This window comes from Pantoea piersonii, assembly GCF_003612015.1.
GTDB classification, from domain to species: Bacteria; Pseudomonadota; Gammaproteobacteria; order Enterobacterales; family Enterobacteriaceae; genus Pantoea; species Pantoea piersonii.
Window position 1 is genome coordinate 207,384 of the sequence record NZ_RARB01000005.1, and the last position, 14,598, is coordinate 221,981.

Sequence of the window (14,598 nt, forward strand, 5' to 3'; positions counted from 1 at the left end):
GAAGAGAATAATGAGTCTGCTTTTTGAGCCCCTGCAACTGGGTGCCATTATGGCACCGAATCGTTTCATCATGGCGCCAATGACGCGCGCCCGTGGCACAGAAGATAACGTGCCCACCTCGATAATGGCCGATTATTATGCCCAGCGCGCTTCTGCTGGTCTGATTATCAGCGAAGCTATTGGTATTTCCCGGCAAGGTCTGGGCTGGCCCTATGCCACAGGCATATGGAATGCGGAACAGATAGCGGGCTGGCAGCGCGTCACCTCAGCAGTGCATGCCGCAGGTGGGCGGATCATTGCGCAGCTCTGGCATATGGGCCGCGTGGTGCACTCCAGCATGGGTGGGGAACAACCTGTTTCGGCGTCAGCCACCACTGCGCCCGGACATGCTCATACCTATTCAGGAAACACGGCATATGAACAGGCGCGCCCGCTCGAACTCAACGAAATCCCGGCGATTATCAACCAGTACCGACAGGCAGCCAGAAATGCCATAAACGCGGGTTTTGATGGCATTCAGCTTCATGCCTCGAATGGCTATCTTATCGATCAGTTTTTACGCGACAGCGATAATCACCGAACAGACAATTATGGCGGTTCAAAAGAGAATCGCATTCGCCTGCTGGCAGAAATTACGCAGAGTGTTTCAGATGAAGTTGGCGCAGACCGCGTTGGCGTACGTCTTTCCCCCAATGGCGAGACTCAGGGCATACGCGATTCCGATCCTGTTCCGCTTTTTCGCATGGCGCTGGGGATGCTTTCAGAAATAGGGATTGCTCACCTTGAGTTAAGGGAACCACCGATTGATGGCACCTTCGGCGTGGGGGAGCAGCCTCCGCTGGCTGAGGAGCTGAGACCTTATTTTCGCGGCCCCTTAATCCTGAACTCAGACTTTAGCGTCGCTCGGGCTGAGCAGGCTCTGAAAAAGGGAATCGGTGATGCAGTAAGTTTTGGCCGACCCTTTATTTCAAACCCGGACTTTCCAGAGCGGATCGCCCAGGCGATGCCGCTAACCCCAAACGATCGCAACACCTGGTTTACTCAGGGAACAAAAGGGTATACCGATTACGTCTGAAATTAAGTCTGGCCTGAACAGCAGCGACTTATTGTAGCGAAAGCCAACACCTGTTTCGTGCCGCGGTATCGCTGGTATTGGGTCCGCTGGACCAGGATTACCCTCTGACATAGTTGTTACATGAGGGAGTCGCGAGGGTAATAAGGAGAGAAGGTTAAAAGGCTCGGGCGTGATATGTAAAAATAAAAGTATAGTGGTCTTAGCCGTTCAGGGAGAAAGGGGAAGAGTGAAGCATCCAGAACAGCCCACGCTACGTATTACTGATATCTCATTTAACATAATCATGATTATGCGCACTTAAGCTATCCGAAACCGCTCTTAAGGATACCCGTTAATGTTTAGCTTCACACCAGCAAAAGGCCTTGCGTCTATGCCGGATTAATCCTTGCGTCCTGACTACCTCAGTATGAAAATGAGAATCATTACTCAACAAAATAAGGATGTTGCCGTGAGCAAAGTTTTAGCCCGCCGCTGGTTGTTGTTCCTCTGTAGTTTGCTTTTCATTCATAACGCCGTTGCCCAGGATGAAGCCTGGCCGCGTCAGTTTCAGGATCGCCACGGCACGCAAACCCTGGCACAGGCTCCGCAGCGTATTGTTTCAACGAGCGAGACCCTGACCGGCTCGCTGCTCGCTATTGACGCTCCGGTTGTCGCCAGCACGTCCACTACGCCTTCCAGCCAGATTTCCGACCCACAGGGCTTTTTCCGTCAGTGGGGAGATATTGCGCATCAGCGCGGGGTCGCCAGGCTTGGCTGGGGCGAAATCAGCGTGGAAAGAGTTGCGATGCAAAGGCCGGATCTCATCTTAATCAGCGCCACGGGCGGCGACTCTTCGCAGGCGCAGTATGATCAGATGGCAGCCCTGGCCCCGGTTCTGGTGGTGAGATATGACGACAAAAGCTGGCAGCAGCTCTTAATGCAGCTGGGCAGGATCACCGGCCATGAAGAGCAGGCGCAGCAGCGCATTCAGGAAGCAGAAAAAGCGTTTGAGAAAATGAAGCAGGAAATTAGCCTGCCTGCGCAGCCGGTAAACGCCATGGTCTGGGATGAGATAACACAGTCGACCAGGGTTTTTACAGCGGATTCAGCGCAGGGGCAGTTCCTGATCAAGGCGGGGTTCAAACTGGCGTCGCTGCCGGAAAATGTTCGCCCGCGCGCCACGCAGGGTAAACGCCACGATATCGTCCAGCTTGAGGGAGAGAGTCTCGTCAACGGCCTGACCGGAAAAACGCTGCTGCTGTTCGCCGCTGACGAAAGCGATAAAAAAGCCCTGCTCGCCAGCCCCCTGCTCGCCCACCAGCCTGCGGTGAAGGCTAAACAGGTTTACGCCATGGGATCGGAAACGTTCCGCCTCGACTATTACAGCGCGATGGGGCTTATTGCCCGGATGAACGCTTTGTTCGGCACAAAGCCCTGATTTGCGCGTCGTCGAACAGCATGGCTGAAGCCGGCAGCGCCCGCGTAAAGCGACCCTTTAGTTGAACGCAGCGGCCTTGGAATCCGGCTGGCGCGTCTGCATGAGATGCTGTCCGAGCAGCCAGCAAACGCCATCAGTTAAGCCTCCGCGCCAGCACAGCACGTCATGACCGCCGTGGTAGCTGCGGTAATGTACTTTATGCCCGGCCTCAAGCAGCGCCTGACGCATTTGCTGATTCACAAAAAGAATGTCCTGTTCAAGCAGCCCGGCTTCCTGAAATATGCGCAGTGGAACGGCGTTCGGCCGCCGTGAAACCTGCTGAGTGAGATAACCTTTCTCGTGCTGCTCGCGCGCTTCGTAGTGGGTCATAAACTTCATGTTTGGCCACCAGAAAGAGCCTGACTGAGTGAGCACGCAGCCGAACCGCTGCGGCCAGTTAAGCCCGGCGTACAGAGCAGCGAGACCGCCATAGCTCTGCCCGGCCACCACGGTTGAGGCGGGATCGTCAGTAAAGGGGGCGATCTCTTTGGCAAGAGGGAGAAGCTCTTCCTGTACCGCCAGCCAGAAATCAGCGTTGCACGCCAGCTCGCGGGAACGAGTGACGTCGTCAATAGCGTCAATCATCAGCCACGCCGCCGCAGGCAGATCCCCCTGCCGGGTTTGCTGTTCCAGCACCGGAAGCAGCGACATGCTGATTGCCCAGTTTTGCCCGTCCAGCACCACTACCAGCGGCAGATCTGCCTCTTCTGCCTCTTCGGGCCGCCAGAGCCAGCAGCGTCGCCGATTACCCAGCCGCGTGCTGTGCCATTCAAGGCGAAAACGTTTTTCATCAACCTCAGGCGCGCGCCCGGCATCAACTGCAAGCCATGCCTGCTGGCTGAGAGCCTCAGGCAGATGAATGCCGGACAAGCGCACCCCGCGAGCGTTGCCATGCGGCGCGCAAGGATTTAGCGGGTCAGCAATTGCGAAAGGAAAAAGCGAGCGCCACCACGCGCGCTGCTGGTTGCACTGCTGTTCGGGCGTCCCCTTCGGCTGCGGCGGAAGCTGCGCTTCGCCGATCGGAATCAGGCTGTAGCTGCCGCGCCAGTCACTGGCTTGCTGAACCGACCCGGTCCAGATATCGCTACCGGGCAGACGCTTAAGACTAACGGGCGAAAAACTGTGATGATTTGTTACGCCGTTTATATCGAGGTATACCCGGCAAATGGAAGAGGCAATTTTATTGCCCTGCGGATCGCGCCAGAAAAAGGTCAGCTTCAGGCGTGATGCATCTGACGTCCCTTCTACAATCGGCGTGCCGATCTCCGCTATCCGCTGCCACCACGCCTGGCTTCCTGCCTCGTTTTCTGCCAGTAAAGCGGCGGCCGCTCCAGCTGAAAATGGCACCATATTCCCTCCTGCCATGTCTGCAAAACGCGTTACTTGTCGGTGTTAAATAACGAATGTATTAGCACCAGATAATAACGCAAATGATATTGATAATAATTTACTCTTACAATATGGTTGTTGACGTTTCGGACAGGAGCGCCGTTTCAGTTCAATGCATTACCGATTGGTTTCGCTCAGAGAAGCGGCAAAAAAGCCCCGCCGACTCATCATTACGCACTGAGTTTTAGAGCTTCTTCAGAAACGGATACTTCAAGAGACAATGATGATGATAAAAAACAAACAGCTGGCGGCGGCAAGCGCCTCGCCCTACACCAGTAAGCGTGGTTTTACCCTGCTGGCCACGCTGCTGGCTTCCTCTTTTCCTCTGTATGCCGCCGATAAGCAGGATGAAACACTGGTAGTGACGGCGACTTCGTCTGAGGTTCCCTCCGCGCCGCTTAAGGGCATCGTCGCCAAAAGCAGCGACGCTGGTACCAAAATGGCGGCCCCGCTGGTCAAAACGCCGCAGAACATTTCGGTTGTGACGCGTGACCAGATGGATGCGCAGGGCGCCAAAACGGTTGCCGATGCGCTGAACTATTCCAGCGGCGTGTTCACCAATTACCGTGGCTCCTCCAACCGCAACGATGAGGTGATAGTGCGAGGCTTTCGCTACGCCCCAAAATTTCTTGATGGATTAAGCTACGGGCTGGCTGGTCAGGGCAGCACAACCGGGAACATCGACCCGTGGCTGCTTGAGCGCGTGGAGCTGGTGCACGGCCCAGCCTCTGTGCTCTACGGCCAGGTTAATCCGGGCGGGATCATCAATATGACCAGCAAACGCCCAACCGCTGAGCCAATTCACAAAATTCAGGTGCGCGGCGGTAATAAATATCTCGGCGAAGCGGCGTTTGATTTCGGCGGCGCGCTGAACGATGAACGCACCCTGCTCTACCGCCTGAACGGGATCGCCAGCACCCAGCACCAGTTCGTTAAGGACTATAAACAACAGCGGCTGGCGATTGCTCCCGCCATGACCTGGCTGCCGAACAGCGATACCAGTTTTACCCTGCTGGCCAGCTACCAGAACGATCCTAAAGCGGGCTACCGTAACTTCCTGCCTTCCCTCGGCACCGTCACCGCGTCCGCTAACGGGCAGTATATTCCCTATGATATGAACGTTAGCGATCCCTCATGGAATCAGTCGAAGCGCGAACAAACGTCGGTGGGTTATCTGTTTGAGCACAGCTTCAATGAAAACGTTACGCTGGTGCAGAACCTGCGCTATTCGAATATAAACAGTAAATACAAATATCTGGTCTACACCTGGAACAACCCGGAAATCTCCGACACCAATATCGGCCGCCGCGCCCAGCGTGAAAAAACCAGTACCGATGAGCTCGCCTTCGACAATCACCTGAACGCCAGATTTGATACCGGCGCCCTCTCCCATAACCTTGTCGCCGGGCTCGATTACAAGTGGAATAAAAGCACCAGTGAACTGTGGCGCGCAGGGGGAGATAAATATAACTTCGACTGGGCTAACCCGGTTTATGGTATCTCTGTCGATGAAAGCGAGCTTTCCAAAACCACCGACAGCGTGAAAAAGCTCGACCAGATAGGTCTCTACCTGCAAGACCAGCTGGAGTGGAAAAACTGGAATCTGCTGCTGTCCGGCCGTCACGACTGGAGCGAGGTCCGCACCCTGGATCGCACCGACAGTAGCCTGTCTCAACAAAACGACAATAAATTCACCGGCCGCGCGGCGTTGCTCTATGCCTTTGACTTTGGCCTGTCGCCTTACGTCAGCTACAGCACCTCGTTTGAGCCTAACCTCGATTCAGGCGCGCCGGGTTCCGCGGCATTTAAGCCGACAACCGGCGAACAAAAGGAGGTGGGCCTGAAGTTCCAGCCGAGAGGCAGCGACACGGTGTTGAGCCTGGCGCTGTTCGACATCGATCAGAAGAACATTACTTCGTACAACAGCATGACTGGCTATAACGAGCAGATTGGGAAGACGCGCTCAAAGGGTGTGGAAACGGAACTGCACTCGCAGCTGACGCCAGAAATCGCCGTCATAGCCAGCTACACCTTTACCGACGCGGTAATCAAAGAGAGCAATACCACCGCTCAGATCGGTAAAGCGCCCGCCGCCATCCCGCGCCATATGGCCTCGCTCTGGGGCAGCTACACCTTCCAGCAAGGGCCTCTGAAAAGTTTCACCCTGGGCAGCGGCGTGCGCTACACCGGCACCAGCTACGGCGACAATACCGAAGCGTTCAAGGTGCCTGCCTATACCCTGTATGACGTGATGGCCCGCTACGATCTGGGCGAAGCCAGCTCCGCTCTGAAAGGCACTACCGTTCAGTTCAACGTCAACAACCTGACCAACAAGCACTACGTCTCTTCCTGCAGCGGCACGACAGCCTGCTTCTACGGCTCCGGCCGGACGCTGTTCGCGACGCTCAGCTACAGCTGGTAATGCTTTGCGCCCGGACTTCTCAGCCCGGGCGCACCTACTCCGCCTGGCCTCTATTTATTTGTTCTCAGCTAAAAAAGTGGTGAACCGCAAAGTTAATCAGCCCCCCGCCCAGGATTAACCAGATAAACAGCATCAGGCCCAAAAGCAGCGGGCGCAGCCCTGCTTTTTTCAGCTGACTGATGTGGGTCGTCAAACCCAGCGCCGCCATCGCCATCGCCAGCAGCACATTGTCGGCTTGATTAATGACGGCAATTGTCGGGGCTGAAATCAGATGCGCAGAGTTAAACAGCGCGACCAGAATAAATCCGAGCGCGAACCACGGGAAAATAAGCGGCTGTTTTGCGCCGCCCGGCGCAGACGAACCGCGACGCACCATCAGACCGATAATCACCAGGAACGGCGCCAGCATTAATACGCGCAGCATCTTGGTAATCACCGCTGCATTTTCGGTTTCACCGCTAATGGCATGGCCTGCCGCCACTACCTGCGCGACCTCATGCATAGTTGAACCGGTGTAAATACCAAACTCCGTCAGGCTGACGCCCGGCAGAAGCGGCGCAACCTGATGCCAGATAAACGGATACAAAAAGATGGCGGCGGTACCAAAAATAACCACCGTCGCAACGGCGACGGCAACTTTTGAGGCGGCGGCTTTAATGACCGGCTCAGTAGCCAGTACGGCAGCCGCGCCACAGATGCTGCTTCCGGCGCCGATAAGCCATGCGGTTTCGCGATCCAGCTTTAAGATCCGGCGGCCCAGCCAGCAGGCGAGCATAAAGGTGCTTGTCAGGGTCAGCAGGTCAATGATGACGCCGCTGATACCCACATCAAGCACCTGCTGAAAGGTGAGGCGAAAACCGTACAGAATGATCCCAAGGCGCAACAGCTTCTGTTTGGCAAACTGCACGCCTTCATCGCAGTGCGAATGCAGAGCGGGATAAAGCGTATTACCGAGGATAATCCCGCCGATGATCGCCAGCGTCAGCGCACCCAGCCCCAGCTGAGCCACAGACGGCAGGTTGCCAAGCCAGGCCGTAATCAGGGCGATAGCCGCGGTAAGCAGCAGACCGGGGGCAACATGCCTTAACCCGTTTTGGCATTTATGTAGCGTTAAAGTAGTCATATCTTCTCCTCTGTCCCCTGATCATGGAGAAAAACGGCTGCTAAGAAAAATTCATTATATTGTTAGAACAAATCTGAATAAGTGGTAAAGCGCGTCAAAAAGGGTGATATGGACTTCAGACCAGGTTAAAAATTATCTGAACGACCACTATTCTGAAACGCGCGTCTCCGGCCACGCAGTGCCGCAAAGCGCTTTCACAAAATCCAGGGAGAACAGAATGCGTTCCGTTGTCATTAGCGCGATCGTTGCCGTTGCAGGCGGCATTGCTGGGGCAGCTCTGACCCAAAGCGATATGCTGCGGCCTGCAAAGCCGACGCTGTCGAGGTCAGTTGATCCGGATCTGGGCTGGACGGCGCCCGCGGTGAGCGGCTATGGCAAAATCCACTACGAAGCGAACGCCGCGTTTCAACCGAACGCCGCGCTCAGCAACAAGGTGGTTTTCAAGGTAAGCCGCGGTGCGGAAAAGCGAGACCAGGTTAACCCGGCGCTGGAGCAGGTTGCGCAAGTGGTGAATACCTACGTAGCGGCGGGCGTACCGGTGCAGCAGTTGAAATTTGTGGTGGCGGTAAACGGCGAGGCAACCCCGGCGATGCTGGATAACGCTCACTTTAAGGCGCGTTTTGGTATGGATAACCCCAACCTCCCGCTTATCTCTGAACTGAAAAAACAGGGCGTTCAGGTCACCGTATGCGACCAGGCGCTGGCCTGGCACCGCTATGACCCGCACTGGATTGCCGAGCCTGTGATCCATACTCTTTCGGCGCTCACAACGGTGACCACCCTGCAAAACCAGGGCTACGCACTGCTGAGCATGTAATGACTTCCAGGCGATCACGCGCTACAAACGGATCGCCTGCGCATTCGGCTGGCTGGCACGCGTGGAGGCGCTTTAGCCTCTGCAGTCAAATGCACCTCCCTGGCTAATAACGCCTGTAAAACGTCTTATTACACTCTTTTCGTTAAGTGACCTTATTCCCGCTACGTCATGGCAGGTGAAATAACGTGCGGCTTATGTGGCTATGTTTTCTATAAGCAATTATCCCGCTCCGAAATAAATGCACTCCACCCTGTTGACGATGAATTAATCGAATAACGTAAGTAAAACCGCGGGTCATCATTAACCGCAGTAATAGTGGGAAATTTAATGCCGGGTTACGCGGATAGAGAGCAGAAAGCCATTATCAGAATCAATGAACTGTGTTATCTAAACAGGGTTAAATTTAGAAAAAGGTAACATCTATGTTGTCGCACAACCTGGCCCACAGAGTTAAACACCTGCAATCATCTGCAATACGCGAGCTGCTGAAGCACAGCAAAATGGAAGGCGTTATATCCCTTGGCGGCGGTATCCCCAATCCGGATCTGTTCGATACCGAGGGGCTACAGATAGCGATGGACCGCCTGATGACAACAGAGCGGCGCGACGCGTTTCAGTATGGACTCAGTGAAGGCGATCCGAAATTAAGAGAGGCGATCGCTCAGATTATGTCTGAACGCGGCATCGACTCGACGCCCGATGATATCGTTGTGACGTCTGGCTCTCAGCAGTCGCTGGATTTACTGGCGAGAGCGTTAATCAACCCAGGCGATACTATTGTTGTTGAGCGCCCAACCTATCTGGCCGCGCTCCAGGTCTTCCAGCTGGCCGAAGCCCGTCTGGCCTCTGTCGGCACCGATGGCGAAGGGATGATCGTTGACGAACTCGAAGAGCTGGTGAAACGGCAAAAGATTAAAGCCGTCTATATTGTGCCGACTTTTGGCAATCCCAGCGGCGTGACCCTCTCCGCCTCCCGCCGTCAGAAGCTGGTTGCGTTAGCGCAAGAGCACGATTTTATTATCTTCGAAGACGATCCCTACAGCGAAATTAACTTCACCAACGAAACGTTCAGGCCCCTCAAATCTTTTGCGCAAGAGATGAAGGCAAGCGATCGCGTCATATATACCTCGACCTTCTCAAAAATCCTGGCGCCAGGCGCACGCGTTGGCTGGATTTCATTGCCCGACTGGCTGAAACAGCAGGTGGTCATCCTTAAACAGGCGACAGACTTACATACCAGTTCCCTGTCACAGTCTCTTACGCGTCACTATTTAGAAACCGGCAGATTAACGTCGCAGATAGATTTAATCCGTACGGAATATAAAAAGAAATGCGATGCGCTTTGCGCGGCGCTTCAGTCTGAGATGGGCGAGCGTATTCGCTTCCATCGTCCGCTGGGCGGAATGTTTTTGTGGGCCACGTTTAACTATGAATTTAATACCACTGAATGGTTAAAATCGACCCTGCAAAACGGTGTGGTATATGTGCCTGGGGAATTCTTCTACTGTGATAATCCTGACAAATCAACGTTACGGTTATCTTATGTCACCGTTTCTGAAGATAATCTGCTAAAAGCAGCCCAGCGACTTAACGCTTCGCTGCCCTAATCTAATTGTTAGCGGAAACCCTTATTTTTTAATAAGGGTTTCACCCTCCTCGCCCGCGCTTTTCTGTATCCGCACAGCTCTGTTAGATACACTGGGCGCACAGGCACCTTGCTTCGGTTAACCATGGCATCTGATACCCCGATTGAATTAAAGCATCTGCACACGCTGCTGGCCCTTAAGCGTACCGGCAGTCTGACGCGTGCCGCGATGGCGTTGCACGTTACGCAGTCTGCACTGTCACAGCAGATAAAATTTCTGGAAGATCACTACGGCATTACGCTGTTTTTAAGAAAAACATCGCCGGTTATCTTCACGCCTGCCGGTAAACGCCTGCTGCAGCTGGCGGAACATGTCGTCCCTGCCTTGCAGGCGGCCGATCGCGATCTTTATCAGTTTGCAGACGGCCAGCGCGGTGTACTGCGCGTTACGTTAGAGTGCCACACCTGCTACGAATGGCTAATGCCGGTGATGGATGCGTTTCGAAAAAAATGGCATGACGTTGAAGTAGAAATAGTCTCAGGGTTTCAGTCCGATCCTGTGGGGCTACTGCTGCAAGATCGGGCCGATGTCGCCATCGTGGACGAGGTTGAAGAGACTGAAAATCTGGTTCACCACCATCTGTTTGAATACGAGATGCTGGGCGTTCTGCCGGTAAACCACCCTCTGGCCGCCCGGCCCTGGCTGGAAGCGGAAGACTTTGCTGATAAAACCTTGATTACCTATGCGGTGCCGGAGGAGCGTATTGATGTCATCAGAAAGCTGCTTAAGCCAGCCGGCATGGCTGTTCGCCGTAAAACAACGGAGCTGACAATGGCCATCGTTCAGCAGGTTGCCAGCGAGCGCGGGATCGCAACCCTGCCCGTCTGGGCCGTGGCGAACTATGCACAAAAAGGCTATGTGACGACCTTACCGATCACCGAGCGCGGGCTCTTTTCCGACATATGGCTGGCGGCGCTGCCTGAAAAGTCCGGTATCGACTATGTGAATGATTTTGTTGCCATAGTAAGAGAGCATCACGCTGGAATGCGTTCGCATTAATCCGCTTCGCCTCTGGCTCGGTTTCAGGAAAGCCCTTTCCTCAGGCCAGGGATACTGTCAATTACGGGATAACCAGGATATAAATGAAACGCTGTTTTACTTTTATTTGATCCGTTCCAGATGACAGTTGCAAGGAGAGAGGATGTCAAAGAAAGCTGCACTCTTACTGGCGCCTGGCTTTGAAGAAGCCGAGGCCTTTATTACCCTCGATATACTTAGCCGCCTGGGGATTGAGGTGAAGACCATTGCCTGCCATCCCGATCGTCAGGTGGTCAGCTATCACGGCGTGGTCACGCTTGCCGATCTGCTGCTTGAAGAAAAGCAGCACCCGCTGTTCGATGCGGTGATTATTCCCGGCGGCCCGGAAGGTACCACCAGCCTTGCCGCAAATCCGGCAGTCAGCGCGTTTATCCAGCGCCACGACGAGGCGGGCAAGCTCATTGCGCCCATCTGTTCTGCAGCAGCGCGCGTGCTGGCGGGTAATGGGCTGTTGAAGGGACGTCGTTATACCTGCTCCGGCGAGCTCTGGATGCACTACGAGGATGGCGAGTATGTGATGGCGGACGTGGTTGAGGATGGCAACCTGCTCAGCGGCAGAGGGCTGGGTGTCGCCTTCGATTTTGCTTTTACCCTGGCCATTCGTCTGACCGGCAAAGCGGGCGCTGCGGATTTCCAGGCGGAGCATATCTACTATGACCGCTGGCGCAGCGCGCGAATGATTTGCGGGTAAAAGCGGCATCCCTGCTCGCTTCTCCTGCGCGCCTTTGCGCGACAGTTTACCCTGTGGCCTGTAGCGCCAGCCGGGGCGTTACAGGCTGGGGAAGGTTACGCTGTTGCCCGGCGCTTCACGATGCAGATGGATAAAGTTCAGGTGACGCTCGTACTGATCGAGAATATTGATAATCACCTGCTCTTTGCTGTAGTCCATCAGGTCGTTGCCCTGGCTGCCTTCCAGCAGGAAGGTTTCCAGCCGGTAATAGGTCGATTTACCGCTGCGCGCGCGGTAGGTAAAGCCCGGCACCGAATACTGCTGCGGCCACACCTGATAAACAAAATCCTGCTCTTCGCCCAGGTTTACGCGCAAATCGATATAGCCCAGCGCGTTATCTTCTGTCTCCATGCGATTGAGCGTGACGCGGCCGCCGCGCAGCTCCAGCTCTTTCGCGACCTCCTGCATCGCAGGGAAGATCACGCCGTCCATCATCTGCTGGGTATAGCGCGAGCCAGGGTAGTTCATCAGACGCGACAGGCGCTTTTTCCAGCTCAGGCGATCGCTGCTGGCCGCCAGATAGGGCGCCGTATCGCGGCTGGCGCTGGCGCGGCGATAATCTTCCACCTTCAGCGATTTATAAAGACCGGCCATAACAAAGAAGATCACGAAGCTGAACGGCAGACCCATAATCACCGTGGTGTTTTGCAACGCGGAGATGCCGTTGGTCATCAGCATGCTCAGCGTCAGCACGCCGATGGCGACAGACCAGAAGATACGCAGCCAGTTCGGCGCATCGCTGTTGATATCTTTCAGCTTAGAGGTGAAGTTGCCGAGCACCAGCGAGCCGGAATCCGCCGACGTGACGTAAAACAGCATCCCGGTGATGGTCGCCACCGAAGCGCTCAGCTTAAAGGCGGGATACTGCTCCAGCAGCAGATAGAAGCCGCGCTCCGCATGCGCCATCACTTCCTGCGCAAATCCGGCGTTGCCGTGAATGATCTCATAGAGCGCGGCATTGCCGAATACCGACAACCACAGCAGCGTGAAGGTAAAAGGAATAATCAGCGTGCCCAGTACGAACTCGCGAATGGTGCGCCCGCGTGAAATGCGCGCCAGAAACAGGCCGACGAACGGCGACCAGGCGACCCACCATGCCCAGAAGAAGAGCGTCCAGCTGTTCATCCACTGCGTGGGGCGATCGAAAGCGAACGTATTGAGCGTCATGCCCATAAAGCGATTGATATAATCGCCGACGTTGAGCACCAGCGCGTTAAGCAGAAAATCGGTTTTGCCGAAAAAGAGCACGAACAGGATCAGACCGAGCGCCAGCGCCACGTTCAGTTCGGAGAGAATGCGAATGCCCTTGTCGACGCCGGACGTGACCGAAATAGTAGCGATAACGACCGACAGCACGATCAGCGCGGTCTGCGCGCCCAGCCCCTCTGGAATATTGAACAACACGTTCAGGCCGTAATTGAGCTGTACGACGCCGATGCCGAGCGTGGTGGCGATGCCGAATATCGTACCGACCACCGCGGCGATATCGACGGTATGTCCGATGGGGCCGTTAATACGTTTGCCGAAGATAGGATAGAGCGCCGAGCGGATGGTAAGCGGCAGGTTGTAGCGATAGCTGAAGTAGCCCAGCGCGATGCCCATTAGCGCATACATCGACCAGCCCGTCAGACCGTAGTGGAAAAGCGTCCAGACCATCGCCTGCCGCGCGGCTTCAAAAGTCTGGCCTGCCCCTTCCGGGGGCTGCATATACTGCGTTACCGGTTCCGCCACCGAGAAAAACATCAGGTCGATACCGATGCCCGCGGCAAACAGCATGGCGGACCAGCTCAGCAGGCTGAACTCCGGCTTTGACTGTTCCGGGCCGAGCTTAATCGCGCCAAAACGCGAACAGGCCATAAACAACACGAATACGATGTAAAGCGTAGCGGCCAGCATGTAATACCAGCCGAACGTAGACGATACCCAGTTCACTGCCGTCTGGATCCATGCGCCGGCCTGTTCGCTGTAGAGAATCGTCACCAGTGAAAATGTCAGAATCAGCCCGGCCGAAATATAGAACACTACGGGATTGATTCTGTCCTTTTCACTTGCAGGTGGATTAATCATCAGTTACCTCTGGTTTATAATAAATTCAACAGGTTATATTGCCCTCCGCGTATTAACGCGTCTCCTTTATTTTTCTCCTCCTGACAGTTAAGCGTAGCGGTAAAGCGTGAAGCGATACGTTGCGCTTTGCAACAATCAAGGAACAGTATCCTAACAACATTCTTTTTTATATTGAACGTTCAATCAATAAAAGTTCTAATAGTGCACTTGTGTTAGGGCGGAGCGCTTGTCATGCCAAAGGTGGGAATGCAGCCGATACGACGTCGGCAGCTGATTGATGCAACCCTGGAGACGATTAATGAAGTCGGAATTAACGACGCCACTATCGCGCAGATTGCGCGGCGCGCAGGCGTATCGACCGGCATCATCAGTCACTACTTCAAAGACAAAAACGGCCTGCTGGAAGCCGCTATGCGCGATGTGACGCGCCAGCTGCGCGACGCGGTGGCGAGCAGGCTGAAGCCGCTGGCAGGTGCCAGCACCGAAGCGCGTCTCTGCGCCATCGTTGAGGGCAACTTTGACGAAAGCCAGCTGCATAAGGCGGCAATGAAGGCCTGGCTCGATTTCTGGTCAAGCAGCATGCATCAACCCCAGCTTAACCGGCTGGAGCGCGTCAGCAGCAGCCGTCTCTTCTCATCGCTGGCTGCGGAGTTTCGCCGCGAGCTGCCGCGCGAGGCGGCGCGGACCGCGGCTTACGGGCTGGCGGCCCTGATCGACGGCCTCTGGTTGCGCGCGGCGCTGGGCGGCAAGCCGTTCGATTTACAGCTTGCGCGTTCGCTCACTACTCAGTTCATACGCCAGCAGTTAGCTGGCAACACTCATTCCTGATAAGGAG

The 14,598-nt window shown here is 55.1% G+C and carries 11 protein-coding genes; 8 read left to right on the plus strand and 3 right to left on the minus strand.

The window, feature by feature from the left end:
* Nucleotides 1-10: 10 nt before the first annotated feature.
* Nucleotides 11-1,075, plus strand: coding sequence for an alkene reductase (locus tag D7S44_RS15270; protein ID WP_120456280.1), 1,065 nt, complete (start codon nt 11-13; stop codon nt 1,073-1,075).
* 448 nt (nt 1,076-1,523) lie between these two features.
* Nucleotides 1,524-2,492 (plus strand): Fe2+-enterobactin ABC transporter substrate-binding protein, encoded by a 969-nt coding sequence (fepB, locus tag D7S44_RS15275; protein ID WP_240629467.1) that lies wholly within the window; start codon nt 1,524-1,526, stop codon nt 2,490-2,492.
* Between the two features lie 57 nt (nt 2,493-2,549).
* On the opposite strand, the gene fes is transcribed toward fepB, so the two are convergent.
* On the minus strand, nt 2,550-3,881 hold the full coding sequence (fes, locus tag D7S44_RS15280; RefSeq protein WP_120456282.1) for an enterochelin esterase: 1,332 nt from the start codon (nt 3,879-3,881) through the stop codon (nt 2,550-2,552).
* A gap of 259 nt (nt 3,882-4,140) precedes the next feature.
* Between fes and D7S44_RS15285 the strand changes: the two genes are divergently transcribed.
* A complete protein-coding gene (locus D7S44_RS15285; protein WP_278450366.1) occupies nt 4,141-6,342 on the plus strand; it encodes a TonB-dependent siderophore receptor in 2,202 nt (733 codons plus the stop codon).
* A gap of 64 nt (nt 6,343-6,406) precedes the next feature.
* On the opposite strand, the gene D7S44_RS15290 is transcribed toward D7S44_RS15285, so the two are convergent.
* Nucleotides 6,407-7,465, minus strand: coding sequence for a YeiH family protein (locus D7S44_RS15290; RefSeq protein WP_120456284.1), 1,059 nt, complete (start codon nt 7,463-7,465; stop codon nt 6,407-6,409).
* Between the two features lie 217 nt (nt 7,466-7,682).
* Between D7S44_RS15290 and D7S44_RS15295 the strand changes: the two genes are divergently transcribed.
* The 4 genes from D7S44_RS15295 to D7S44_RS15310 all read left to right on the plus strand — a co-directional run bounded on the left by D7S44_RS15295 (nt 7,683) and on the right by D7S44_RS15310 (nt 11,657).
* Complete coding sequence (locus tag D7S44_RS15295; protein ID WP_120456286.1) at nt 7,683-8,282, plus strand: DsrE family protein; 600 nt, start codon at nt 7,683-7,685, stop codon at nt 8,280-8,282.
* A gap of 422 nt (nt 8,283-8,704) precedes the next feature.
* Nucleotides 8,705-9,889, plus strand: a complete 1,185-nt coding sequence (locus D7S44_RS15300) for an aminotransferase-like domain-containing protein (protein WP_120456288.1) — start codon at nt 8,705-8,707, stop codon at nt 9,887-9,889.
* 123 nt (nt 9,890-10,012) lie between these two features.
* A complete protein-coding gene (locus D7S44_RS15305; RefSeq protein WP_120456289.1) occupies nt 10,013-10,927 on the plus strand; it encodes a LysR family transcriptional regulator in 915 nt (304 codons plus the stop codon).
* 142 nt (nt 10,928-11,069) lie between these two features.
* Nucleotides 11,070-11,657, plus strand: a complete 588-nt coding sequence (locus D7S44_RS15310; protein ID WP_120456291.1) for a DJ-1/PfpI family protein — start codon at nt 11,070-11,072, stop codon at nt 11,655-11,657.
* 78 nt (nt 11,658-11,735) lie between these two features.
* On the opposite strand, the gene D7S44_RS15315 is transcribed toward D7S44_RS15310, so the two are convergent.
* On the minus strand, nt 11,736-13,763 hold the full coding sequence (locus D7S44_RS15315; protein WP_120456293.1) for a choline transporter: 2,028 nt from the start codon (nt 13,761-13,763) through the stop codon (nt 11,736-11,738).
* 231 nt (nt 13,764-13,994) lie between these two features.
* Between D7S44_RS15315 and betI the strand changes: the two genes are divergently transcribed.
* On the plus strand, nt 13,995-14,591 hold the full coding sequence (gene betI, locus D7S44_RS15320) for a transcriptional regulator BetI (protein ID WP_120456295.1): 597 nt from the start codon (nt 13,995-13,997) through the stop codon (nt 14,589-14,591).
* The last annotated feature ends 7 nt before the right edge of the window (nt 14,592-14,598 follow it).

Coding starts and splice junctions, on each gene's coding strand:
- D7S44_RS15270 (WP_120456280.1), top strand. CDS start 11: ATGAGTCTGCTTTTTGAGCCCCTGCAACTGGGTGCCATTATGGCACCG.
- fes (WP_120456282.1), bottom strand. CDS start 3,881: ATGGTGCCATTTTCAGCTGGAGCGGCCGCCGCTTTACTGGCAGAAAAC.
- D7S44_RS15285 (WP_278450366.1), top strand. CDS start 4,141: ATGATGATGATAAAAAACAAACAGCTGGCGGCGGCAAGCGCCTCGCCC.
- D7S44_RS15290 (WP_120456284.1), bottom strand. CDS start 7,465: ATGACTACTTTAACGCTACATAAATGCCAAAACGGGTTAAGGCATGTT.
- D7S44_RS15295 (WP_120456286.1), top strand. CDS start 7,683: ATGCGTTCCGTTGTCATTAGCGCGATCGTTGCCGTTGCAGGCGGCATT.
- D7S44_RS15300 (WP_120456288.1), top strand. CDS start 8,705: ATGTTGTCGCACAACCTGGCCCACAGAGTTAAACACCTGCAATCATCT.
- D7S44_RS15305 (WP_120456289.1), top strand. CDS start 10,013: ATGGCATCTGATACCCCGATTGAATTAAAGCATCTGCACACGCTGCTG.
- D7S44_RS15310 (WP_120456291.1), top strand. CDS start 11,070: ATGTCAAAGAAAGCTGCACTCTTACTGGCGCCTGGCTTTGAAGAAGCC.
- D7S44_RS15315 (WP_120456293.1), bottom strand. CDS start 13,763: ATGATTAATCCACCTGCAAGTGAAAAGGACAGAATCAATCCCGTAGTG.
- betI (WP_120456295.1), top strand. CDS start 13,995: ATGCCAAAGGTGGGAATGCAGCCGATACGACGTCGGCAGCTGATTGAT.